Below are 25,084 nucleotides of genomic sequence, written 5' to 3'. Positions count from 1 at the left end.
GATAAAATCGTTTCGGTTGAGCCTGCACGAAAATGACTTTGAGGATGATCACCCAATCTATTGGGTGAATCGCCCCGGATTCTTTAGACACCTTGCAAACTCATTGCGTAACGCTTTTCAAACTCTACCGGTGACAGCTGATTGTTGAAACCATGGCGGCGTTTTGCGTTGTAGAACATCTCGATGTAATCAAACACATCACTACGAGCATCTTGCCGCGAGGTGTAGATTTTCCGCTTGATCCGTTCCCGTTTCAGAAGCTGGAAAAAGCTCTCGGCCACGGCGTTGTCATGACAGTTGCCTCGGCGACTCATACTGGCAACCAAATTGTTCGCTTTCAAAAAACTGCGCCAATCAGAGCTGCTGTACTGGCTGCCTTGGTCGGAGTGAACCATCACCTCCTGTTTCGGTTTTCGCCTCCAAACCGCCATCAATAACGCATCAATGGCCAAATCACTGGTCATCTGCGACTTCATTGACCAGCCAACGACCTGACGAGAAAACAGATCCAGCACCACTGCCAAATACAGCCAGCCTTCATACGTACGAATGTAAGTGATGTCGGTGACCCAAACTTTGTTGGGTTCTACGACATCAAACTGGCGCTTCAGTAAATTGGGTGAGGCGACGGCTGGCTTACCGCCGTATTTGCCAGGGCGGCGTCGATACCCTGTCTGAGAGCGCAGACCTTCAAGACGCATCAGCCTCGCCACACGATGCCGACCACAATCCTCACCGACTTCGCGCAGATCGTCATGGACTTTGCGATAGCCATAAACGCCGCCGCTCTCCAGCCAGGAATGCTTGATCAAACCCAGCAGTCGCTGGTCGTCTTTGGCGCGCACAGATTGCGGCTCAGACAGCCAGGCGTAATAACCGCTGGGATGGACTTTCAGCGTCAGGCAAAGCCGTCGAATGGAATAGTCGCCCGCTCGCTGCTTGATAAAGGCGTACTTCAACCGCACTCCTTGGCAAAGTACGCGGCGGCCTTTTTTAAGATGTCTCGCTCTTCGGTGACCCGCTTGAGTTCGGCTCGCAGACGACGCAGTTCAGCGTGCTGATCATCATCCTGCTGCCGTTCTTGTTGAGGTTTGCTGTAGCGCTTTATCCAGGCATAGAGGCTATGCGTCGACACGCCGAGACGAGCCGCTACATCAGCGACAGGCAGCTTCTTTTCGGTCACTTGATTGACCGCTTGGATTTTGAATTCTTCGAGGTAACGCGGGTTGCTCATGGCACCTCCTAATTGGCCTCAGTTTAAGGCAAAGAGGTGTCTACGAAACCCGGGGCGATTCAAGTTGTATGACGGGGGAAGGCGCGGGGGCAAGCGTCGCAGCCACCTCGGAGAACGCAGTCACCAGGTCGGTTGGAGCTACTACAAATCCAAGTCGCAGTCCCGGGCTTATCGTCTTGCTGAAAGAACCGATGTGGATAACCCGGTTGTTCCTGTCTAAAGACGCCAGCGCCGGGGCCGCCCTGCCCTACAGCTGCAGCTCGCTGAGATAGTCATCTTCGATGATCCAGGCGTCGTTGGAGACTGCCCATTCGAGCAGTAGAAGCCGTCGCCTCAATGGCCAGCGATACCCGAGCACCAAATCAAAGGGTTGAGATTCGCCTCGTCCTCGAACAAGAAGAAATTGCGTACGCATTACTTTTACTTTAGATATTCATTCATATCAGCAACAAGCTCCTCTATTGCCTCAGTGAAGTCGTCTGCGGTGATCGGAGTCTTGTTATTGTCCAAAGTCTTGCCGAACACCTTGCGTGCGACTCTGAACATTGGCTCATTCGCGGCGTTGACCAGTAAAGCCTCGACATAAAGCTCTGAATTCTGATTCCGCTGCCCGGTAGCGACATTGACACCACCAATAGCCGCGGCTACCGGAATCACCTCGTACCACCTCATCTCCTCGTTAGATGCACTGACGCCTGTGATTGCGGTGTGCAGCACCAAAAGTCTTGAGGCGAATGGAATGGGGTCCTGCGATCCAAGTACTCGATATCGTTTGGACAGCACTTCATATACCCGGGTATCAGCTGTTCTTCGCAACCGTTCAAAGGTTTGGATGTCGACGCGGTCGGTAGCCTTCGGCGCGGGGTACAGGATGAGGGGGTCAAAAATTACCGTGTCGTAATTTTTAGATCTGAACGCTGGCGACACCCAGCGCAGGGTGGGAGCGCCACTCGGCGAAAGGGTCGATTTAAGTACATCGTATCGATCCAGATAACCTGAATACTGTCCTTTATCAGTCGTCCTTGAGACACAACCGGATAGCAGGAGACAACTGAGAGCAATAACCATCGACAAATTAGTTGAACACGCCATATACGGTCTTCCTTATTGAGTAGCGTAGCCATCGAACTGTACGTGAGTGCTGTGCGCGAATCGACAAGGGAGCGTCACCTTTTGATTCGTTATCAGTCGGCGTGCTCGCTGCCGAACCCGCTTGGGTGGAACGACAAAACGACGATTTTTGACCCTGCCGAATAACGAGAGCCGGTGGCCGCCTGTAACTGTCCGCCGTCACGCACAAAATCATCTATGGAAGCGGCTATCAGGGTGGAGCAGAGTCCGTATGGACCATTTGAAAAAAAGCGCATCCGTGCTAAAACCAATGTATTCAATACCATGTATTTTTGGATGCAATCATTGCACACGACTCGCCTATTCGATGATTCGGCCCAAGGACTGAGGGGGCGTCGCAGCACAGCCGAGAGGTGTCAGGCGCTGGCTCATGGGCGCTCTGCTCTTTTGCTCGCCATGTGTTAGACGTCACCAACGTGGCCAATGCGCCCATTTCAGGAATGATAGCGAGCTTATATGCCCTCAAAAAAATCATCTTTAAGAATGAGCGGGCCTGGAGAAATTAGTACAAGCCCATTGCGTAGGTTCCCGGAAGTAGTTGACGCGATAGGGGGTTCCTCGCGAAGCGTTTTCAAAGACGCTGGTATCAGCCTTGAGCAATTTGCAAATGAAGACAACCACCTCGCCTACATTGACGTTGCACGTCTGTTCAACACGGCATTCAAACACACTCAGTGCCCCCATATTGGCCTGCTGATCGGTGAGCGCTTTTCGCTGGATAATTTGGGGCCGGTCGGTCAGCTTATGCGTCTCGCGACTACGCCAGGCGACGCATTGATCGACCTGGTCGGGCATGCCAATCTCTATGATCGTGGTGCGACCCCACTCTTTCTTCCCTTGGCGGGTCAACATAGTTTGTTGGGATATGTCATTTATCGCCACGACCTGCCCAATCAATCATTACTAGTTGACACTGCCGTCATGGTTGGCCTGAAAATGTTGCGGACATTGTTAGGCGCTAACTGGACACCCGTTCGTGTGCAGTTTTCATATCGCAAGCCATCCGATATCACCCCGTACGTCAGAAAATTTCGCTGTAACATTCAGTTCAATGCAAGCATCTCCGGGCTTGTAATAAACAATCAGCAACTCCGGCAAATTCAATGTACGGCGAATCCACGCTTACACCATCTGCTTAAACTGGCTATTTCGACCGCCACGTCACCTTTGACGATTTCAGAACAAATAAAGAGCCAGACATACGCTCTATTATTGAAAGGCCAGGCAAACTCCAAGCACATCGCCGGTCAATTCTCATTAAATGAAAGAACGCTGCGACGCCGGCTGGATGCGGAAGGTTCTCACCTTAAAGAACTGATCACCGACTCCAGAAGCAACTTCGCGCGGCAGCTCTTGAAAAATACGGATTTGCCGATATCCACAATCTCTCAGACCCTTCAGTACCAGGATCCAAACGCCTTCTCCCGCGCATTCAAAACATGGACAAACACGTCACCACAGCATTGGAGAAATGGGCTGGGGTAGCCTCCGTTGGGGGTTGATTCAACAACTTCCATCCCCCCCGCGATACCGCGCGCACTGTCCGAAAATGCAAGGTGCCTTTCTGATGATTGCCGTAAAGTGAACGCAACAACAGGCTGGTTGCAAAGCTGACCTTCGGTTTTTTGTGCTGTTCATGAGGCTGGCGATTAGTTGCACATGCGGTTGGAGCTCCGCGTAGACACTCAAGAAAGCCGCACAAAAAAAAGTCGATGCCCTGGCCTTGGGGCGATCTAAGCTATATCGATTGAGTGATCTGATAGAGAGGGATTTCATGCCATTAAATAAAAGTATGTTGTCGATTACTGTTCTCGGTGCGCTGACACTCTTTATCAGTGGTCGCAGTGTTGCCGGTGGCCTGATGTTGTACGAGATCGCCACCGACAACGTCGGACTGGCCAATGCCGGTGCAGCGGCCCGGGCACAGGGTCCTTCGACCATAGCCAGCAACCCCGCTGGCTTAAGCTATCTCAGCGGAACACAGATCTCCGCTGGCGCTCAGGTTCTTTTTGGTGACTTATCGTTCGATCGGGACAGTGAAACCAATACGCCGGGCACTGGCAGCGGTAACGCGCTCGATCCCATACCGGGTGGCAGTTTCTTCATCAGCCATCAACTGGATGATCGGTGGTCCGTCGGCTTCGGCTCCTATGGCGATTTCGGCCTCGCTGAAAACTACGACAACGACTGGTCCGGCCGTTATTTCGTGCAAAACGCGAGCATTGCGGGACTGTCACTGGTACCCAGTGTCGCCTATCGCTTCAACGATCAATGGTCCGTCGGCGTCGGACTCAAAGCCATGTACGGGATGTTGAAGAGCGAAGCCGCCATCGATCAGGCGCCGCTCGGACTGACACAACGGGGTGACGGCCAATACAAATACCGGGACAGCACATGGGGTTACGGCGCCAACGCAGGCGTAATTTATGCCCCAAAGCCCGGTACCCGGATCGGCTTGGCTTACACCAGTCAGGTTGACCTCGACTTCGAGGATCGCCTGGATGTGAAGAGCAGTGCTCCGTTGGTGAGTCGCCTCAACAGCCTCAACACCAAGATCGACCTGAACGTACCGCAAACGGCGACCCTCAGCCTGTACCAGCAACTGGACACGCAATGGGCTGTCCTGGCCTCGGTCAATTGGCAGGACTGGTCGAAATTCGGTGACATCGGCATTGACGTAGACACTTCCAGAACCGGTTCCCGGTCTACCTCGATCGATGCGCGTTACAAAGACACGTATCAATTGGCGCTTGGCGCTCAATACCAGATGAACCCGGACTGGGCCTGGGATTTCGGTGTCGCCTATGACACGTCCGCTGTGTCCGACGGTAATCGTACGCTCACCGTGCCCATGGGCGCCGCCTGGCGTTTCGCCACTGGCTTTACTTATTCGCTGAATAAAGAGACGGACGTGAATTTCAGTTGGGTCACGGTGTGGATGGGGGATATGTCCGTCGATCAGCAAAAAACGCTGTCTGGCAATCGTGTATCAGGCGAGTTCGACAACGCCTGGATTCAAGCCCTGACCGCCAACATGACTTGGCGCTACTAAAAAGTCGGCGAGCGTTTCAGATCTTCAGATGACTTAACCGTAGATATGAACACTCACGACGCCAGCTTGCACAAAACCAACGAGGTGAAAATGAACAGGAAGTCTCACAGTAGCTGGACAATGGCTGCAGCACTCGTCGTAGTAGGTTCAACGCTTTTCGCGGGGTGTGCGAACAAGAACGATCCGATCGCGCAAGCAGACAAGGCGGATGTAGCCAAGGGCGTGGCCGCGCCGAGTCTGGAGCAAACCAAGGCGATCGCCGAGGAAGGCTTTATCTACGGCTTGCCGCTGGTCATGAACTACGCCGTGATGAACGAATTCGCGGTGGACTCCAAGTCTAGCCAGTTCAAGGCCCCCTTTAACCAACTGCACAACGATCACAAGGTCGCGACACCGGCTGACACAGCCATCATTACGCCGAACAGCGACACGCCGTACTCCTTTCTCTGGGCCGACCTGCGCGCAGAGCCGCTTGTAATCACCGTGCCGGCCGTCTCCAAAAAGCGCTACTACTCGGTGCAACTGATCGACGGCAACACCTATAACTACGGTTACATCGGTAGCCGGGCAACGGCCAGCGCACCCGGGAGCTATTTGATTGCAGGCCCTGACTGGAAGGGTGCGCCCCCTCCGGGCATCGCCAAGGTGTTCAGCTCCACGACCCCTTTCGCACTGACGTTGATCCGCACCCAATTGTTCAATCCAGCCGACATGCCGAATGTCGAGAAGCTGCAGGCGGGTTACAAGGTCCAGCCGCTGTCCGCCTTCCTCCATCAACCCGCGCCGCCGGCTGCGCCGAAGATTGATTTCCTGCCGGCTACCACGGAAGGTATCAAGGCCAACTTTTTCGAGTACCTGTCGGCCGCGTTGGAGTACGTGCCGCCATCGGCTTACGACAAGGATATCCGTGCCAAGCTGGCCAGCATCGGCGTAGGCCCGGGCCGCAGCTTCGAATTCAAGGACCTCTCGCTCGAGCACAAGGCCGCGGTCCTGCTCGGAATGAAGGCCGGCGACGAAAAGGTCGAGAAGTTCCTCTCGAGCGGCATGAAGAATATCAACGGCTGGAGCGTCGGCGCATTCTTGGGCGACGAGGCGTTCTACAAAGGCGACTGGCTGATGCGGGCTGGCGCCGCGAAGGCTGGCCTGTACGGCAATGACGCCGCCGAGGCGATGTACCCCTTTACGCGTACCGATGGCAACGGCCAGACGTTGAACACCGGCAAGCACAACTACACGCTCACCTTCCCCGCCGGCAAACTGCCGCCCGTCAATGCCTTCTGGTCGGTGACCATGTACGACGGCAAGAGCCAACTGCTGATCAAGAACCCGATCAACCGCTACCTGATCAATTCGCCGATGCTGTCGACCATGAAGAAAAACCCGGACGGTTCGCTGACCCTGTACATCCAGAAGGATTCGCCGGGCAAGGCCAAGGAAGCCAACTGGCTGCCGGCACCTGACGACACGGTCTATCTGGTGATGCGCCTGTATTGGCCGAAGGCCACGCCGCCTTCGATTCTTCCCGCCGGCAACGGCAGCTGGCAGCCGCCAGCAGTAGTGGCATCGAAGTAACGCGATGCTTGCGACTGCTTGCAGTTGGCAGGCAGTCGTTTGATTGCTCAGGCTGAGATCCCAAGGGCAGAGGCCACAAGGTCTGACCTTGAATAAAAGACATTCAGGAACACATCCCTCAAGGAGTACCGTTATATGAATTTTTCGCACAAATGGATAACGGGCGCTGCACTGAGCAGCTTGTTATTGACCGGCTGCGTATCGAAAGTCACTGAAGCCGAGCAATACTCGGGCTATCTGTCCAACTACAACAACTTGCAGGAAGTCAAAACGGCAAGCGGCGGCACAACAATGCGTTGGGTCAGTCCGTCGTGGAACTCGAATGCCTATGACACGGTGGTGTTCAACAAGCTGGAGCTCTATCCCGCGCCCAAGCCCGATGAGCGGGTCAACCAGCAAACGCTGACCGACATCCAGAACTACATGACCAGTAAGGTTAAAGGCACCCTGGGTCAGAAATACCGGGTGGTCTCCAATACCAGCGCCGCGCCGGTGGGTTCCAAAACCCTGCTGATGCGTGCGGCGATCACCGGGGTGAATGCCGAAAACGAAGGGATGAAATGGTACGAAGTGGTGCCGATCGCCGCCGTGGTCGGAGCAACACAGGCCGCCACCGGCCACCGTGATCAGGACAGCACTTTGTTCATCGAGGCCGAGATTATCGATGCGAGAACCAACCAGACGGTAGCCAAGGTAGTACGCAAGGTATTTGGTACAACGCTGGAAAACGAAAGCCAGAAGATCACCGCCCAGGACTTCAAAGCGGCGATCGACAAGTTGAATGTCGATCTCTGGGCGTTCATCCGCAGTTAAGCCTTGATTGAACTGCCAAATACCAATAACGAGGTGCACCGCAATGAAAATAATCCTGTCCTGGCTATCAGTCACATTGATGACGGTGCTGATAAGTGCCTGTTCCGCCGTCGGGTCAACCGATGGCGGCGCCGGTGAAATCGAGATTCGCTCAGGGAAGATCGAGCAGATATCGCTGACGCAGATGCAGACCAACCACGACAGTGGTGTCGGCGCCGTACTCGGTGGCCTTGGCGGCCTGGCGGTTGGCAGCTTGATCGGGGGTGGCACCGGGCGTGACGTCGCCATGGTTGCCGGCGCGCTCGCCGGTGCTGCTGGCGGTAACTACGCAGAGAAGAAAAAGTATGACCAACCGGTCGAGGCGCAGCAGATCATCGTGCGGGTCAGCAGTGGCGTGCTGGTATCGGTGACCCAACCGATCAATCCGTCCCTGACTAAAGGCTCGAAGGTGTATATCCAAGGCTCAGGCAATGATGCCCGCGTTGTGCCGCAAGGCAGTTAAGGCTGACTGTAAACGGAATTCGACATGACCAAGTACATTGAACGACTCTTGCTATCGCCTTTGGTTTTAAGTATTTCCGTTTCCAGCCTGGCTGACGATCAGGCGGAACTGGCTAGGCAGTCATTAAATCCAGTCGCGGCACTGTACAGCTTGCCCATTCAATACAACTGGAATCAAAAAATGGGACCCTCCGGTAATGGAATCCAGAGCGTAACCAATATCCAGCCGGTATTACCCTTCACACTCAATGAAGATTGGAATCTGATTTCTCGCACGATCCTCCCGATCATTGATCAGCACGGGTTGGCACCGAGGGGTATCGCCGATAAAAGCGGAGTGGGCGACACCTCGCAAAGCTTCTTTTTCTCGCCCAAAAAGCCCACCGAGGGCGGCTGGATCTGGGGCGCAGGCCCCGCGTTGTTGTTACCGACCGGCAGTGATGAGCTTCTGAGTAGCGAACAATGGGGAATTGGACCGACAGCGGTGGCGTTGAAGCAAGCCAACGGTTGGACGACCGGTATTCTGGCGAACCATATCTGGTCACTGGACAACGACCCGGCCGATGACAAGGAGAAGGTCAACCAGACGTATCTGCAACCCTTCCTGGTCTATACGACAACGTCCTACACCAGTTTTGGGATTAATACCGAATCCACTTACGACTGGGAAGCCAAGGAGTGGAATGTGCCGATCAACTTGTTCGTGACGCAATTGTTCAAAGTCGGCAAGCAGCCCATGAGCCTTCAGGTGGGACCGCGATACTGGGCGGACAGTCCTGAAGAGGGTGCACACGGCTGGGGCTTTCGAGTGGCGTACACCCTCCTTTTTCCTAAGTGAAACTAGAATATCACCGGACCTGCAGTTAACTGGCCGACTCACTCATCCAATACGAAAAATGGAGTTTCAAGTTCATGATAACCACACTCCCGAGAACATTTGGCTGTGCGCTGGCATTGCTCGCGTCCTTTGGACTTACGCACGCCCAGGCAGCGGACATCACTGCCGCCGAAACGAAAGCCATCGCCGAGGAAGGCTACATCTACGGTCTGCCCATCGTGATGAACTATGCGACCATGTACGAGTATGCCGTGGACAAAAGTTCCAGCCAGTACAAGGCGCCGTTCAACCACATTTACAACATGCACAAAGTCTTTAGCTACAAGGACACGGCCATCGTCTCGCCGAACAGCGACACACCGTATTCCTTGATGTTCATGGACCTGCGTAGCGAGCCGATCGTGCTCTCGGTACCGACGGTGGAGAAATCGCGGTACTACTCGGTGCAGCTCATCGATAACAGCACCAACAACTTCGGTTACATCGGCAGCCGTACCACTGGCAACGAAGCCGGCGATTACATGCTGGTCGGCCCAGACTGGAAGGGCGTGACCCCGCCAGGCATCAAGAAGGTGTTTCGTTCCAGCACACAACTGCCCTTCGTGATCTTTCGCACCCAGCTCTACAACCCGGTGGACATGCCAAACGTCGAGAAGATCCAGTCCGGTTATGCGGCGCGGCCGTTATCGGCTTATCTCAAGCAGCCTGCGCCGCCTGCCGCGCCGGCGATCGACTTGCCGAAGATCGACAAGGACCTGGTGAAGACCGATTTCTTCAAATATGTGGGCGTTGTGATGCAGCTTGCCCCTGCTACACCGGAAGAAACGGCGATCCGCGCGAAGCTGGCCCGCCTGGGCATTGGCGCCGGCAAGGACTTCAACTTCCAGGATCTGTCCGCCGAGCAAAAGGCCGCAGTGGTTGAGGGCATGCAGGCTGGGCATGCGAAGGTCCAGGACGCGGTCAATCATCTCGGCACGCAGGTCAATGGCTGGAACATCGTGAGTTCCGGCGGTGATGCGGCGTTCTACAAGGATGATTGGCTAAAGCGTGCCGCCATCGCGCAAGCGGGCATCTACGCCAACGACGCCGAAGAGGCCACGTATCCGATGGCCAAGGTCCTGTCCGATGGTACGCCGCTTGACGGCAGCAAGCACAACTACACCATCACCTTTCCTGCGGGACAGCTTCCGCCGGTCAATGCCTTCTGGTCGGTGACCATGTACGACGGCAAGTCGCAACTGCTGATTAAAAACCCGATCAATCGCTACCTCATCAACTCGCCAATGCTGCCCGACATGAAGAAGAATGCAGACGGCTCGTTGACGCTCTACGTCCAGAAGGACTCACCCGGCGCGGACAAGGAAAGCAACTGGCTGCCCGCACCGAACGATCTGATCTACATGGTGATGCGCCTGTATTGGCCGAAGACGCAAAGCCCTTCCGTCCTGCCACCTGGCAAAGGCACGTGGAGCCCGCCTGCGATCGTTAAAATCAATTGAGCACCTAACGACCGTTTGCAGCGGACGGCGCTAGCGCGCCGCCGCTGAATCGGGGCGTCAGGGTTTCGCAGAGGCCTTGACCGTCCGCTGTGATTACCCGAAGGCCGGCGGTGGCCGCAAACCGTATAGGTTGTTGTTTGGGCGTTATTTGCACGGTACTGCGCGTGCCGCGATTCAACGTAAGTGGGTGGATACCCCTCCTCAAGAGGGGGGCGGTGTGAGCACAGCCTGTTCACGATGCTCTTGACGCACCGTGTAAATCCTTCCACCGTCCAACAGAGAACAACAAGCATGTTTTATGAAAACATCGACACCTCCTCCATCAACGACGAGGACCTGCCGTGGGTTCCGTTCGCACCTTACAGCGATGAAATCTTCATCAAATACATCAAATGCGACCCGGTTCGCGGGGAAACCATCACCCTGCTCAAGGCACCGGCCGGGTCTTCCCTGCCCAAGCACCATCACTCCGGCACGGTCATCGTTTACACCGTCAAGGGCGGCTGGAAATACCTGGAGCATGACTGGATCTCGACACAGGGCGGCGTGGTGTTCGAAACCGCAGGTTCCAGCCATACACCGATTGTGCTGACTGAATATGGCGATGAACTGATCACCTTGAACATCACCCAGGGCGACCTGCTGTATTACGACGATAACAACAACGTCGTGGCCATTGAGAACTGGAAATCCAGCGTGGATCGTTACCTGGCGTTCTGCAAAGCCAATGATATCGAGCCCAAAGACATCACCAGCTTTGCGGTCTGACCCGCCCTCCAATCTCTCGGCCGTCCGGTGTTCGACCGGGCGGCTGCGCCGTTGCAATGAATAAAAAACGGAGACACCCATGTCCCAGAAGCTGCAACCCGCCGGACGTTTCACCCTGAAACTCTGCGCACTGTTGGCCAGCTCGGTCGCATCCGCACAAGACTCACTGCCCTTCCCGCCGACGCCTTCGGCCAGTGACGCCAAACCGACGCTGCAAGAATCGAAGCACCAGAAACGTCAGCAGCAATCCCGGCTTCCTGCCGAGGCTCCCAATATTCTGGTGATCATGCTCGATGACGCCGGCTTCGCGCAGTCCGACACCGTCGGCGGCGCAGTCCATACGCCGACCCTGAGTCGAGTCGCCGACAGTGGTGTGCGCTACAACGCTTTTCATACCGCGGCCATCAGCTCCGCTACTCGCGCCGCATTGCTCACCGGACGCAACCATCACCGAGTTGGCAACGGCGTCATCGCAGAGCTGGCCACCGATTGGGAAGGCTACACCGGCAAGATCCCCAAAAGCTCGGTGACCATGGCCGAGGTGCTCAAGCAATATGGCTACAGCACCGCCGCGTTCGGCAAATGGCATAACACGCCCCCCCTGGACACCACGGCGGCCGGTCCTTTCGATACATGGCCGACGGCCTACGGTTTTGAACATTTCTACGGTTTCCTGGCCGGCGAAACCTCTCAGTACGAACCGCGTCTGTACCGCGACACAACGCCAATCGAACCGGCGCGAGATCCGAAATATCACCTCAGCGAAGATCTCGCCAATCAGGCCGTAAACTGGCTGCAAGACCATCAGACCTACGCGCCGGAAAAACCATTTTTCATGTATTGGACACCGGGTGCCGTACATGGCCCGCACCAGGTGAATGCGCAATGGGCCGATAAATACAAAGGCAAGTTCGACGGTGGCTGGGATGCCTATCGTGAGCAGACGTTCGCTCGCCAGAAAGCGCTGGGTTTTATCCCCCAGGACGCCGTCCTCACCCCACGCCCGGCGGAACTCCCAGCCTGGGACAGCTTGTCTTCCGAACAGAAACAGTATCAGGCTCGGTTGATGGAGGTGTATGCCGGCTTCCTGGAACATGCCGACACGCAGGCTGGCAAGATCCTCGACGAACTGGAGCGTGAAGGTAAGCGCGACAACACACTGATCTTTTATGTCTTCAGTGACAACGGCGCTTCTTCCGAGGGGATGGAGGGCACGATTAATGAGTTGCTGGCCCAAAACGGGATTCCAGTTCCCAAAGAGCAGCAGTTGAAAGTCCTCGACGAGATGTATGGCGGCTTGTCCGCGCTCGGCGGTCCCAAACTTGAAAGCATGTACAACGCCGCGTGGGCCTGGGCAGGATCAGGGCCATTCGTAGGCACTAAACTTGTCGCCGGCTACTTCGGCGGTACGCGCACGCCGCTGGCCGTTTCCTGGCCGAAACAAATCAAGGCCGACGCCAGAGTTCGCGGACAATTTCACCATGTTAACGACATTGCCCCGACGGTCTACGACGTGCTGTCGATCACGCCACCCAAAGAGGTCAACGGTATCGCTCAGGACCCAATGGATGGCGTCAGCCTGCGCTACACCTTCAATGACCCTCAGGTGAAGTCGAAAAAACCGGCGCAATACTTCGAAGTCTTAGGCAGTCGCGGCATCTACAAGGATGGCTGGATGGCTTCGGTTTTTGGCCCGCGCAAACCCTGGGTGCAAGGCTTCGCGCAGTTCATGGGCTGGAATCCGGCGAATGATCAATGGTCGCTCTACAACCTGCAAGACGATTACTCCCAGGCCAAGGATGTAGCCGCGAGCAATCCGCAAAAGCTTGCAGAGCTGAAGGCAGAGTTTGACGTGCAGGCCAAGGCGAACCATGTCTTTCCGATTGGTGCCGGTCTCTACCCCTTCCTCGATCCGACTGCACGAATCTCCAGCGGCCAACGCGAATGGCATTTCAGTGATCGCGTCCATCGCTTTCCGGAATTTGCTGCCCCCAACCTGCGCAATCAGAACAGCAAAGTTGTCGTCGACGCCGACGTTCCAGCTAACGCCACCGGCGTGTTGTATGCCTTGGGCGGTATCGGTGGTGGGGTCAGCCTGTACATGGATGACGGTTTCCTGATCTACGAGTACAACGCGCTGGCTATATCTCGAGTCAAACTGCGTTCGACCGAACGAGTACCCGCAGGCAAAGTCAGTATCGAAGTGCTGACGACCCTGTCGTCAGCCAAGCTCGGAGGACCGGCCAGCCTGAGCTTGCGACTTGACGGGCAGGAAGCCGCCAAAGGGGTGACGCCGTTTACTCCAGCACTGACATTCACCGCCAGCGAAACCTTCGACGTGGCTGAAGACCTCGGTTCCCCCGTCACCCTGGACTATTTCGAGCGTGCGCCCTTCGCATTCAATGGCAAGGTCAAGGATGTACACGTGACGTATTTGCCTTGACCCTCAATGCCGCCCGGACAACCGGGCGGCAGATTGATGACTCCCGGACCCTGCCCCCATGCCTACCCACGAAACCCCGCCCCAGGGCTTGCATCTCATGGCCAAACCCGTCGGGCCGATCTGCAACCTCGATTGCAGTTACTGTTTCTATCTCGAAAAAGAACAGCTTTACCCGCCCAGGGAACGCTTCAGCATGACCGACGAGGTGCTGCGTCTGTATGTGCAGCGCTACATTGAGGCCCAGCCCACGCCTGAGGTCGAATTTACATGGCAAGGCGGTGAACCGACGTTGCTGGGGCTGGATTTTTTCCAGCGCGCGGTCCTGTATCAACGCCAGTTCGCGGGGAACAAAGTCATTCGCAACACGTTGCAGACCAATGGCACGTTACTCAGTGACGACTGGTGCGCATTCCTCGCCCGTGAACGCTTCATGGTGGGGATCAGCCTCGATGGCCCGCGATTCGTCCACGACCTCTATCGCCCCGACAAGCGCGGACACTCCAGTTTCGATGACGTGATGCACGGTCTGGAACTGCTCAAGCAGCATGGCGTCGACTTCAATGTGCTGGTTACCGTGGCGCGCGATGTCGCCAGATTTCCCTTGGAAATCTATCGATTCCTCAAGTCTGCGGGCGTTCGTCATATTCAGTTCAACCCCGTGGTGGAACGCGAGCCCAGCGCCTCACAGGTCAGTCTGGGTCTGCATTTCGCTATCCCGCCGGAATTGCGCTTGCACGAGGTGCCGGAGCCCGCGAGGGTGACGGAGCAAACGGTTGGCCCCGAGGCCTATGGCGATTTTCTCATCACGATTTTTGACGAGTGGGTGCGCCAGGATGTCGGCGAGGTTCATGTCATGAACTTCGAATGGGCACTGGCCTCATGGTGCCAGCTGCCGGCCTCGGTGTGCCTGTTCAGCCCGCGCTGCGGCAAAGCGGCGATCGTGGAGCACGACGGCAACGTCTACTCCTGCGATCACTACATGTATCCCGAGTATTTGCTGGGCAACCTGAAGACCGATGATCCTGCCGTGCTACTCGCCTCTGCTGCGCAACAAGCCTTTGGCGCCGCCAAGGAAGAGACACTGCCGACGTATTGCCAGCAGTGCGATTACCGCTTCGCCTGCCATGGCGAATGCCCGAAAAACCGCTTCATGAACGCGCCCAACGGCGAGCCGGGCCTGAACTACCTGTGTCCGAGCTACAAGAAATACTTTCGTCACCTGACGCCCTACATGAACGCCATGGCCCAACTGGTCAGCCACCAGCAACCCGTGGCGTTGATCATGCAGGCCTTCGCCGGCCCGCTGATCGTGCCACTGGATAAATAGCCTTTTAGCTCTGAAATCTGAAGTCGCGAAACTGTTCGCGTAGCTTCATCTTTTGCAATTTGCCGGTGGCGGTATGCGGCAGCGCTTCGACGAAGGCCACATCGTCCGGCAGCCACCACTTCGCCACGCGGCTTTGCAGCACCGTCAGCAGATCGTCTTTGCTCGCGGTTCTACCAGGTTTGAGCACCACCACCAACAACGGCCGTTCCTGCCATTTGGGATGAGGGATGCCAATCACCGCCGCTTCGGCGACGGCCGGATGACTGACGGCAGCGTTTTCCAGATCAATCGAGGAAATCCACTCGCCACCCGACTTGATAACGTCCTTGGCGCGGTCGGTGATCTGCATGTAGCCGTCAGTGTCGATCGTTGCGATGTCACCGGTATCGAGCCAGCCCTCGCTATCAAGAATCTGCCCTCCCTCGCCGCCGTAATACTGGCTGGCGATCCATGGTCCCTTGACCAGTAGAAGACCGCTTGCCTTGCCGTCTCGCGGTAGTTCAGCGCCTTGCTCATCGACAATCTTCATCGACACCCCAAACAACGCCCGCCCTTGTTTGGCCTGCAAGTCGAGCACTGCTTCCAGCGGAGCATCACGGTGTTTGGGCAGCGGATTGCAGATGGTGCCCAGCGGGGACATCTCGGTCATCCCCCAGGCATGCAAAACACGCGCATTGAAACGGGTTTCAAACGTATCGACCTGGCTGCGCGGCGCGGCGGCTCCGCCGATCACCACCCGGTTCAGGCACAGCTCTGTCGCGGGTTGCAAAGCCTGTGTCTCGACATGCTGTTGCAACATCATCCACACCGTCGGCACACCCAGCGCCAGGGTCACCTGTTCATCTCGCATCAGCGTGTAGAGGCTCTCGCCGTCAAGTGCGGCGCCCGGCAACACCAATTTTGCGCCACACATTGCGGCGGCATACGGCATTCCCCAGGCATTGACGTGGAACATCGGCACAACCAACAACGCTGAATCCGCCGCCGATAGACCGAAGCCATCCGAGGTACACAGCGCCAGCGAATGCAGGATCGAAGAACGGTGCGAATACAGCACACCCTTTGGATTGCCAGTGGTACCCGATGTGTAGCACATTGACGATGCCGTGCGCTCATCGAACTCAGGCCAGATGAAGTCGTTGCTGTGCCCGGCGATCAGGTCTTCGTAGCACATCAAACCAGGCACATTGATTGCCGGCATTTGCTCCCGCTCACACAGAGCGATGAACGCTTTGACTGTCTTCAGGCGCGGCGCGATCTGCTCGACCAACTCAGCGAACGACAGGTCGAAAAGCAGGTACTGATCCTCGGCGTGGTTGGCGATGAATTCGATCTGCTCGGCGAACAGCCGCGGGTTGATCGTATGCAGTACCGCGCCCATGCCCGACACACCGAAATACAATTCCATGTGCCGGTAACCGTTCCAGGCCAGGGTGCCGATTCTGTCGCCGGGTTGTACACCCAACGCAACCAGCGCATTGGCCACTTGTTTAGCGCGTTCGCCGATGTCGGCGTAAGTGCAGTGATGCACCGATCCATCTGCCATGCGTGAGGCAATTTCGGTGTGCGGATGCGCCTTCAGCGCATGTTCCAGAACGGAAGAAATCAACAGCGGTTGATCTTGCATCAAGCCCAGCATGGTTTTGTGTTCCTTTTATTCTTGTTTGATGTCGATGTTTCAGAAGCGGCAGAGACTCACAGGTAGCCGAGCGGATAAATCATGCAAGCAACCATTTCAAGGAGCGCGACGGAGCAGGAAATGCGACAGTGCCGGGATCAGCACCAAGGCGCCGACCATGTTCCAGATGAACATGAAGGTGAGCAGGATGCCCATGTCGGCCTGGAACTTGATCGGCGACCAGGCCCAGGTGATGACGCCCGCCGCCAGGGTGATGCCAACCAGCGCCACCACTTTGCCGGTGAACGCAACGGAGTTTTTGTAGGCTTCGGTCAACGACAGACCGGCACGCTGCTGAGCCAACTGAACGCTGAGCAGGTACAGCGCGTAATCGACACCGATGCCAACACCCAAGGCAATCACCGGCAAGGTCGCGACCTTCACGCCCATGCCCAGCCAGACCATCAATGCCTCGCAGAGAATCGACGTCAGCATCAACGGCACGACCGCCACCACCACCGCTCGCCAGCTGCGGAAGGTGATGAAGCACAGCACGATCACCGCGCCATACACGTAGAACAACATGGTGCGATTGGCGTCGCGCACGACGATATTGGTCGCCGCTTCGATCCCGGCGCTACCGGCGGCGAGCATGAACTGCCGATCATCGTTGCTGTGTTCACGGGCGAACTGATCGGCCACTTTCACCACGTGATCGAGGGTTTCGGCCTTGTGGTCGGAGAGATAAGCGATCACCGGCATCATCGAACAATCACTGTCGAACAGTTCCGGGTTGTTCACCGAGGCCTGTTGCGCGCCGTAATTCAGCACGTTCTGGTTGCGCGCGACGGTCAGCATTTTTGGGTTGCCCTCATAGGAACCCGCCGTGATCTGGCGCACAGCGTTGACCAGCGACACGGTCGTCTGCACGCCCGGTTGCTGTTGCAACAGCCAGCCAAGACGATCGGCTTCCACCAGGGTTTCGTACTTCAGGCAACCTTCGCTGGCGGTTTTGACCATGACCGCAAACTGGTCGCTGGACAGCGAATAGTTGGCAGTGATGTAGGCGTTGTCGCGGTTGTAACGTGAGTCGGCGCGCAGCTCGGGTGCGCCCGGATCAAGATCACCAATCTTCAAATGCGTGCTGACCATGAAGCCACCTACCACCAGCAACCCGGCCACCACCACCGCCACCGTTGCCCAACGACGCTCGGTAAAGCGGTCAAGCAGGCTCCACACATTGCCCAGCCCTTTCCCTCTCAGCTCCTGACTTTCCTGACGCAAGCTGCGCGCCGCCGCCTTGGGACTGACACCCCAATAAGACAGCAGCACTGGCAGCAACACCAGGTTGGTAAAGATCAAAACCGCCACACCAATGCTCGCGGTGACGGCCAGGTCCTGGATCACAGGAATGTCGATCAGCATCAGCACTGCAAAACCCACGGCATCGGCCAGCAATGCGGTCAGTCCGGCCAGGAACAGACGACGGAAGGTGTAACGCGCGGCGACCAACTGATGAGTGCCGCGTCCGACGTCCTGCATGATCCCGTTCATTTTCTGCGCACCGTGAGACACGCCGATGGCGAATACCAGAAACGGCACCAGAATCGAAAACGGGTCGAGTACGTAACCGAACAAGGTGATCAGGCCCAGTTGCCAGACCACCGCAACCACCGAGCACAGGATCACCAGAGCGGTGCTGCGCACACAACGGGTAAAGCCAAAGATGATGGCAGTGGCAATCAGCGCTGCGGCGCCGAAATACATCATGATCAGCATCAGGCCATCGATCAGATCGCCCACCAATTTGGCGAAACCAATCACGCGGATCTTGATTGGGCCTTTGCCCTCTTCACCGGCAACGTGTACCGCGCTGCTGTCGGCGAACTCAAACTTGTTGCGTAACTGCTCTTCAAGCATCCGCGAAAAATGGTGATAGTCGATTGCGGCGTCCGTGACCGGATCCTTCTCCAGCAGCGGCACCACAATCATGCTCGATTTGAAATTATTGCCGACGAGACTGCCGATGATCCCGGAACGGGCAATGTTCAAGCGCAGTTGCTCGACCCCACTGGCCGAGCCATCGTAGGAGTCCGGCATGACCGGACCACCACGGAAGCCCTCCTCCGTGACCTCGGTCCAGCGCACGGCAGGTGTCCACAATGACTTTATCCAGGCCCGGTCCACGCCCGGGGTCAGGAACAAGGTGTCATTGACCTGCTTGAGCACCTCCAGGTATTTCGGGTCGTAGATGTCGCCGTCGGTGTTTTCCACCACCACCCGAACCGTATTGCCCAGCCCGCGTAACGACTGGCGATTCTCAAGGTAGTTTTTGATGTACGACTGACTCTGCGGAATCATCTTTTCGAAGCTGGCATTGAGCGTCAGCCCAGTGGCCGCGAAATAGCTCAGCAATACCGTCACGATCAGGCAGCTCAGCACCACCAGCAGGCGATTATTGAAAATCAGGCGTTCAAGGACATTGCCGGAGCGTGCATCGAAGCCCTTCAGCTCTCGGATCACCGGCATCGTATCGAGGTTGTAGTTACCCATGAAGTGGCTCGTCTCTTTTTATTATGTGGGGTGGGCTCATTCGAAGGGCAACTGGCGCAAGCCCCGTGCGCCTGCGACCACCACGACGCCTGATGCGATGGCCTGCGCCGCAGCGGCGGGCCCCAAGCGGTCTTGTGGCTTTAGCGTGAAACTGGCGCCGTCGTCGGTGCTGACAAGCACATGCCCGGCCTGGCTGACCAAGATGATTCGGCCGTCGGCGGTGATCGTGCTCGCGGTGATGCTTGAGGACAGACCCAGCTCAACCTTGTCCCAGTTCGCGCCGTGATCGACGCTGCGATAAACATTGCCACGCAGGCCATAAACGAGCACCGAGCCCGGCTTGCCGGTGATGCCGAAATAGCTGCCGCTGTAGGGCGTCGGGATATTGATAAAGCGTTGCGTTGCCGGGTCCAGTTTCAATACCAGGCCTTGCTCGCCGACAATGAACAGGTCATCGCCGATTGCTCGTATCCCGTAGAAATTCAGTGCTCCCGGATTGTCGGTGCGATCCATCAACAGAACCCAGCTCCGGCCGCCGTCTTCAGTGCGGAAAATCAGATTGAACGCGCCGACGATGTATCCGGTTTTATCATTCGCGAACCAAACGTCCAGAAAAGGTTTGTCAGCCCCTTCATCGACCATTCGTTGAGCCTCAGCCAATAACGCATCATTGGGCTGTTGCCCTTCTTGCCGCTGAAAATGTTCGAGCATGATCTGCCCCACCTGACGGCCATCGAGCTGACGCTTCCAGGTTTCACCACTGTTGCCGCTGTGCAACACAATGCCGTCGTGCCCGACCGCCCACCCCTGCGTCGGGCTCGGAAAATGCACGGCCACCAGATCGGAACTCACCGGTACTTCTGCCTGGTGCCAGCGGACGCCGTTGTCATCGGAATAAAAAATATGGCCGCGTTGACCCACGGCGACCAGGCGCTGACCTGCACGGGTCAACCCGGTGAACACCCCGCCAATCGCCTTGTCACTCTGAATCGCGGGGCTCGACAGTACGTCGACAAAGTCAGCGGCGACGACGGATCTGGTGAATGGGGCAGCCAACGCCAAAATTAGCGCGGTGAGCGCAATCCATCTGAATGTATTCATAAAGTCTACTCGGCAAAAAAAGCCGCCGAACAGTGCGGTACACACTGTCGGCGACAAAAAAACACCTGCGTTATGGCTCAGCGAATACCCGTGCCGGCCAATGACTCAGGTGCCCACTGCGCTTTCGAAAGCGGGTCGATGTACTTGACGCCGCCGTACGGGCCGTAGATACCGGTGATGTTGTAGCTGCCAGAGACCAGGTCATAAATCATGTGGTTATCGGAATTCGGCGCCTGCACGTCATAGCTGTATGCCATGTGTGCAAAGGACCCGCGGTACAGCTTGCCGCTGGCGTCATATTCATCCGAAGCCAGGGCGATCCAGCTGTCTTCGTCGAGATAGAAAGTGCGCTTGCTGTAGATGTGGCGTTTGCCGGGTTTCAGCGTGGCTTCGACCACCCACACGCGGTGCAACTCCCAGCGCATCAGGTCCGGATTGACGTGATGCGGCGTAGTGATATCCGCAGCGACCTTGTGATAGTTCAACTTGTACGTGTTGTAAGGAACGATCATTTCCTTCTTGCCGACGAGTTTGAAGTCGTAACGGTCCATTGCGCCGTTGAATACCCAGGCATCGTCATAGGTCGAAGCACCGGCCGAGCCAGGGTTTGGCGTGTCGTAGGCGATATCCGGTGCGAGTTTCACGCGGCGCTGACCTGGCAGGTATTGCCAGCCACGACGCTCCATTTTCAGAGGGTTGACGGCATCCTGCACCAGGATGGCTTCGCCTGCGCGACGGGCCGGGGCCTGGTAATAAAGTTTGGTCTTGAAAAACAGATCCGTCTCTTTCGCCGGTTCCGTACGCTTGGGATCGTACAGCGGGTACTCCAGATAGCCATTACCGGTCGTGGCCAGAATTGCCCTCCCGGAACTGTCGACGTTCCAGGAGTCATATTTGATATTGGTGGCATAACCCTGATAACGCAGCAGGTGGTTCCACATGGCCTCATAGCCATCTTTCGGGATCGGGAACGGAACGCCCGGCAATGCATTTTCCAGTGCTAGCCCGCCTTCGAGTGTTTTAGTGCCGACGGCATTTTTTGCGGTGTTATCCAACAACCGTTGAGGCAGCGCAACGCTGCGATGGGTCGGAAACACATCGACCCGGTACGTGGGGTAACGCTTGAGCAGTTCTTGCGTGGTCGCGGTCAATTTGTCGGTGTATTGACTTAGGTTGTTGCCATCGACGACGACGCGTGGCTTGTCGGCCTCGAAAGGGTCCGGACGGAACGAACTACCCGGTTGAAAACTGGCCGGCGCCGTGGTGAGACCGCCGGTGTAGGACGGAATGGTGTTGTCGGCATTGCCGGCCTTTTCAGCGCCGACGCCTGTCAGGCTGTTGCCGAGTTTGGCTGCTTCATCAGGGGACACGGCTGCGTGTGCCGCACCCGCGATGGCAACGGTCAAGGCAGTGGACAAAAGCGTATTGACGAACTTCATGGAGTGACTCCTGCTATCAAGCAAAGACTTCGATCAAATGGTCGTTTTGAAGGTAAAAGTGACCATGCCCCGATCCTTGAGCTGAGGCTGAGTACCGCCGAAAGCAGTGGTCTGCCCCGGTACGCAGTTGTATTGGCCGTTGGCCCCCGGTGCGGCGCCCTGGCCCTGTGCCCCGCAGGTGTCGAATGGACCAAAGTTGTCCACGTACTTCAGGTCAAACCGGTACTGGTTGTGCACGTCCATGCCTACACCGACCGAGTAGCTGCCGGAGTCCTTGTTACCCCCGAGCTGAACCGACGAGTTGCCCGCAAGGCCGACGCTGTAGTTGGCCGGCAGGTACATATCGATGCCGGGGAACACCTGATACCAGGTCGGGTTGAAGTTGACGCCCAGGACGTAGTTGTCCTTGGTGACATTGTCGACACCGCGATACCAGTCTTCGCCTTTGAATAGCTGCTTGTTCTCGGTGACGTCCAGCCAGCGGCTGTAGGCGAGTTCAACCAGCAAGGTCGAGCTGTCCCAGACCGGTGTCGCACCGAACGTGGTCAAGCCGTTGAGCACCGCGTGCACGGTGTTGCCTCGGGCCACGCCGTTGTCACCATCAAAGCTGCTGATGAAGCCTGGCAAACCGGCAGCACCGGCCGCCGGATTGACTGTTGCCGGCACGCTGGCCAGCGGCATGTTGTGGCGATAGTTCAGGTCGAGACCGACGCTGACACCTTCGATGCTTTTCGACAGGCTGATGCCGTAGATATCGATGTCGTCGACATAGAACTGGTTGTAGCTGCCGGCATTGCCGGAGATCAGTTGTGCAGGGCCGACCGCCGTTGGCTGCAACACCAGGTTGGGCAGAATGTCGGAGGTTTTTCGGTAGTAGAAACCCAGCGTACCCTGCAGCCATTCCGGGCTCCACTTGGCCATCAGGCCGAAGTCACCTTGATTGTCCGGGGTGAACGTATGCCCGTTGGTCAGCCGTAAAAACTGGTTGGCACCCAGTGGGCCAGGTATGCCGAACAGAGGGTTTTGGCCGCCGATCAACGACAGGTTGTGCCCGCCATTCTGAATGCCGTCGTTGAACCCCAGATAAGTGCCCGACTCCGGCAACCGCGCGGCGTCCCAGTCCAGGAAGTACTGCGCGGCGAGGGTCAGTTCCGGGCTGACCGTTAAGCTGGTGGACAACTGATTACGCGGAATGAACAGTTCTTTGGCTTCTGTTCCCGGGACCGCCAGCGACTTGGAAATATCCAGACCGGACTGGCCATAACTGTTGCCATGGGCAAAGGCGAGGATGCTTTCGCCCCAGTAAACGGTGTGCTTGCCGAGCTTGCCGCTGAGCAGTGATTCATCGCCGACTTCAGTGCTGCCAAACACGAAGGCATCAAGGATTTCCGAAGAAGGACCGTTGTAATACCGATCGGCGTAACCGCTTTGATGACGAGAGTCCGGCTTACCGTTGTTGAGCTGATTGGTCGAGGCGTTATCGCTGCCAATATCGTCGTAGGCGTGGTCGTACCAGGTGTTGGCGCTGACCCGGAAACCGACTTTTTCTTTGTAAACCACATCCAGTTCGGACAACACATCCAGTCGTTGGGAAACGGGACTGCCGGAGGAGAAGTTGCGATCCCCGTCATTGTTGTTCCACGAATTGACCAACTTACTGTTGGGGGCTTCCACGCGCTGGGCGTAGTTGAACTTCAGCGTGTTGTCGAAACGAACCGCAAAGTCTTCATTCCCCGTGTTGATCTCTACAGCCCCCACGGGTGCGATGCCCAGGCCGGTGAGAATGGCGGAGGCCAACAACCCTTTGCGAAGGTTTGCATGGCAGATCTTATTATTCTTGTTCATCTAGCTTGCCACCTGCTCTATGGTTTACGAAAAGTCATGGGTTGAATCACGGCGTAATGAGCCTCCTCTCAGGTGCGCTGCAAAAGGGTGACCGACACCGCCCTGCCCAGGGCGGTGCTATGTTGTAAAGCCGTGCGGGCACCAGCAATTTGCCTGCCGTCGGCCATGTCGCGCAGTTGCCAGACCAACTCGACCAGTTGCGCCAACCCGGTGGCACCCGGGGCGTGACCACGTCCCAGCAAGCCACCCGATGGGCACACCGCATTCATCTGTCCTTTCAGGCGGTGTCCTTGCTGCACAAATCGATCGATCTCGTCATCCCGGCAAAAGCCCAGCGCAGCGCTATTGACCATGAAGTCGCCGACGCTTTGGTCGTGCAGTTCAACCACGTCGATGTCTTCCGCACCGAGGCCCGCCTGCTGATAGGCCAGTTGTGCGACTCGCCGGGTGGTCGCCTGCCCGAGCACATCCAGCACGCAACCCGATTCCTGCTCTGAAGCACAGTCACTGCCCCTGACACTGGCCAGCACGGTGACGTCCGCCCGAGCGCCGAAGCGCAGGGCGAAGGCCGGGGTACAGAGCAGGATGGCCGCCGCACCGCAGGCGGGCGGACACAGATAAGGCGGGAGCCCGCCGTCGCGATCCGGCATGCGGTTCAATACGGCATAGGGATTGCGCCCAGCCTGGGCCCGTGCCCGCTCAAGCACTTGATCGAAGCTGCTTTGAGCAATGCCCATGCGTGTCAATAACCAGCGGGTTTGGGCAGCGAACAGCAGCGCCGGTTGTTGTCGACGCTCGATAAAGCCGATGGGGTTTTCATCCAGCCTGACCGTTGCCGACTCATCGTTAGCGTGATCTTTCAAACCGAAAAACTCACGATTGGAAATGCGTGCCGGCATGCACTCGACACCCACCAACAGGACACATTCAGCCTGGCCGCACAGCAGGCTGTTGCGGGCCAACTGGAAAGCACTACTGGCCGACGCACAGCCATCGCCGAGGCTGAAAATCGGCACCCCCGAGTAGCCAATCTGCGACAACATTTGCTCGGCGATACCGGCCTCTCCGTGTACGCAGGAAGTAAACACCTGGTCGACCAGATCATAGTCGATCCGCGCGTCGGACAGCGCTGCACGAATGGCTTGCCCCGCCAACGCCGCATGACTGTCAGAGCCACCCAGTGGTAGAAACGGCACCATTGCTGCACCGGCGATCAGCACTTTTACTGACATAAACCTGCTCCCACTCACCGATACGTTGGCGCTTTTGTGGGGTCAGACTATTGCGAAGTCGAAAAGCGTACCCCCCCATTGACTGGGGGGGCGATTGGAAATCGGATGTGTGGGGGGG

At 56.9% G+C, this 25,084-nt stretch carries 18 protein-coding genes and 1 pseudogene; 10 read left to right on the top strand and 9 right to left on the bottom strand.

The window, feature by feature from the left end:
- Positions 1-83 precede the first annotated feature (83 nt).
- The 3 genes and pseudogenes from Q8X48_RS12165 to Q8X48_RS12155 form a co-directional block, all read right to left on the bottom strand.
- A protein-coding gene (locus Q8X48_RS12165) for an IS3 family transposase (RefSeq protein ID WP_407800179.1) occupies positions 84-1,234 on the bottom strand; the annotation gives its coding sequence in 2 pieces (ribosomal slippage) (positions 84-1,000 and positions 1,000-1,234; 1,152 coding nt in all).
- Between the two features lie 61 nt (positions 1,235-1,295).
- A pseudogene (locus Q8X48_RS12160) lies at positions 1,296-1,589 on the bottom strand (PLP-dependent aminotransferase family protein); the annotation flags it as partial.
- A 65-nt stretch (positions 1,590-1,654) separates the two neighbouring features.
- Positions 1,655-2,326, bottom strand: coding sequence for a DUF3313 domain-containing protein (locus tag Q8X48_RS12155; protein WP_223616197.1), 672 nt, complete (start codon positions 2,324-2,326; stop codon positions 1,655-1,657).
- A 495-nt stretch (positions 2,327-2,821) separates the two neighbouring features.
- On the opposite strand from Q8X48_RS12155, the gene Q8X48_RS12150 reads away from it, so the two are divergent.
- The 10 genes from Q8X48_RS12150 (at position 2,822) to Q8X48_RS12105 (ending at position 15,178) form a co-directional block, all read left to right on the top strand.
- Positions 2,822-3,850, top strand: coding sequence for an AraC family transcriptional regulator (locus Q8X48_RS12150; RefSeq protein WP_407800178.1), 1,029 nt, complete (start codon positions 2,822-2,824; stop codon positions 3,848-3,850).
- A gap of 307 nt (positions 3,851-4,157) precedes the next feature.
- A complete protein-coding gene (locus Q8X48_RS12145; RefSeq protein ID WP_407800377.1) occupies positions 4,158-5,417 on the top strand; it encodes an OmpP1/FadL family transporter in 1,260 nt (419 codons plus the stop codon).
- Between the two features lie 120 nt (positions 5,418-5,537).
- Entirely contained in the window at positions 5,538-6,989 is a 1,452-nt protein-coding gene (locus Q8X48_RS12140; protein WP_407800177.1) for a DUF1254 domain-containing protein, read from the top strand.
- Positions 6,990-7,124: 135 nt separating this feature from the next.
- Entirely contained in the window at positions 7,125-7,802 is a 678-nt protein-coding gene (locus Q8X48_RS12135) for a DUF3313 domain-containing protein (protein WP_407800176.1), read from the top strand.
- 43 nt (positions 7,803-7,845) lie between these two features.
- Entirely contained in the window at positions 7,846-8,304 is a 459-nt protein-coding gene (locus Q8X48_RS12130; protein ID WP_407800175.1) for a glycine zipper 2TM domain-containing protein, read from the top strand.
- Between the two features lie 24 nt (positions 8,305-8,328).
- The gene (locus Q8X48_RS12125; protein WP_407800174.1) at positions 8,329-9,141 is read left to right on the top strand and encodes a transporter; all 813 of its coding nucleotides are present in this window, start codon (positions 8,329-8,331) and stop codon (positions 9,139-9,141) included.
- Between the two features lie 74 nt (positions 9,142-9,215).
- Positions 9,216-10,640: a DUF1254 domain-containing protein gene (locus Q8X48_RS12120; protein WP_407800173.1), complete on the top strand. Its 1,425-nt coding sequence runs from the start codon at positions 9,216-9,218 to the stop codon at positions 10,638-10,640.
- A gap of 291 nt (positions 10,641-10,931) precedes the next feature.
- Positions 10,932-11,408, top strand: a complete 477-nt coding sequence (locus tag Q8X48_RS12115) for a 2,4'-dihydroxyacetophenone dioxygenase family protein (protein WP_407800172.1) — start codon at positions 10,932-10,934, stop codon at positions 11,406-11,408.
- 79 nt (positions 11,409-11,487) lie between these two features.
- Positions 11,488-13,851, top strand: coding sequence for an arylsulfatase (locus Q8X48_RS12110; protein ID WP_407800171.1), 2,364 nt, complete (start codon positions 11,488-11,490; stop codon positions 13,849-13,851).
- A 58-nt stretch (positions 13,852-13,909) separates the two neighbouring features.
- Positions 13,910-15,178: an anaerobic sulfatase maturase gene (locus Q8X48_RS12105; protein ID WP_407800170.1), complete on the top strand. Its 1,269-nt coding sequence runs from the start codon at positions 13,910-13,912 to the stop codon at positions 15,176-15,178.
- A gap of 4 nt (positions 15,179-15,182) precedes the next feature.
- Here Q8X48_RS12105 and Q8X48_RS12100 read toward each other — a convergent pair whose 3' ends face one another.
- The 6 genes from Q8X48_RS12100 to Q8X48_RS12075 all read right to left on the bottom strand — a co-directional run bounded on the left by Q8X48_RS12100 (position 15,183) and on the right by Q8X48_RS12075 (position 24,966).
- Positions 15,183-16,817, bottom strand: coding sequence for a 3-(methylthio)propionyl-CoA ligase (locus tag Q8X48_RS12100; RefSeq protein WP_407800169.1), 1,635 nt, complete (start codon positions 16,815-16,817; stop codon positions 15,183-15,185).
- A gap of 96 nt (positions 16,818-16,913) precedes the next feature.
- Positions 16,914-19,349 carry an efflux RND transporter permease subunit gene (locus tag Q8X48_RS12095; protein ID WP_407800168.1) on the bottom strand — a complete coding sequence of 812 codons (2,436 nt, stop codon included), beginning with the start codon at positions 19,347-19,349 and terminating at the stop codon, positions 16,914-16,916.
- 36 nt (positions 19,350-19,385) lie between these two features.
- On the bottom strand, positions 19,386-20,450 hold the full coding sequence (locus tag Q8X48_RS12090) for a WD40/YVTN/BNR-like repeat-containing protein (RefSeq protein WP_407800375.1): 1,065 nt from the start codon (positions 20,448-20,450) through the stop codon (positions 19,386-19,388).
- A 77-nt stretch (positions 20,451-20,527) separates the two neighbouring features.
- The gene (locus Q8X48_RS12085) at positions 20,528-21,889 is read right to left on the bottom strand and encodes a DUF1329 domain-containing protein (RefSeq protein ID WP_407800167.1); all 1,362 of its coding nucleotides are present in this window, start codon (positions 21,887-21,889) and stop codon (positions 20,528-20,530) included.
- A 33-nt stretch (positions 21,890-21,922) separates the two neighbouring features.
- A complete protein-coding gene (locus Q8X48_RS12080) occupies positions 21,923-23,734 on the bottom strand; it encodes a DUF1302 domain-containing protein (RefSeq protein WP_407800166.1) in 1,812 nt (603 codons plus the stop codon).
- A gap of 68 nt (positions 23,735-23,802) precedes the next feature.
- A complete protein-coding gene (locus Q8X48_RS12075) occupies positions 23,803-24,966 on the bottom strand; it encodes a thiolase C-terminal domain-containing protein (protein ID WP_407800165.1) in 1,164 nt (387 codons plus the stop codon).
- Positions 24,967-25,084 lie beyond the last annotated feature (118 nt).

It is taken from the genome of Pseudomonas sp. QLc11A (assembly GCF_052112305.1).
Taxonomy (GTDB): Bacteria; Pseudomonadota; Gammaproteobacteria; order Pseudomonadales; family Pseudomonadaceae; genus Aquipseudomonas; species Aquipseudomonas laurylsulfatiphila.
Note: the sequence above shows the minus strand (reverse complement) of the source record. Positions and strands in the feature narration are given on the sequence as shown.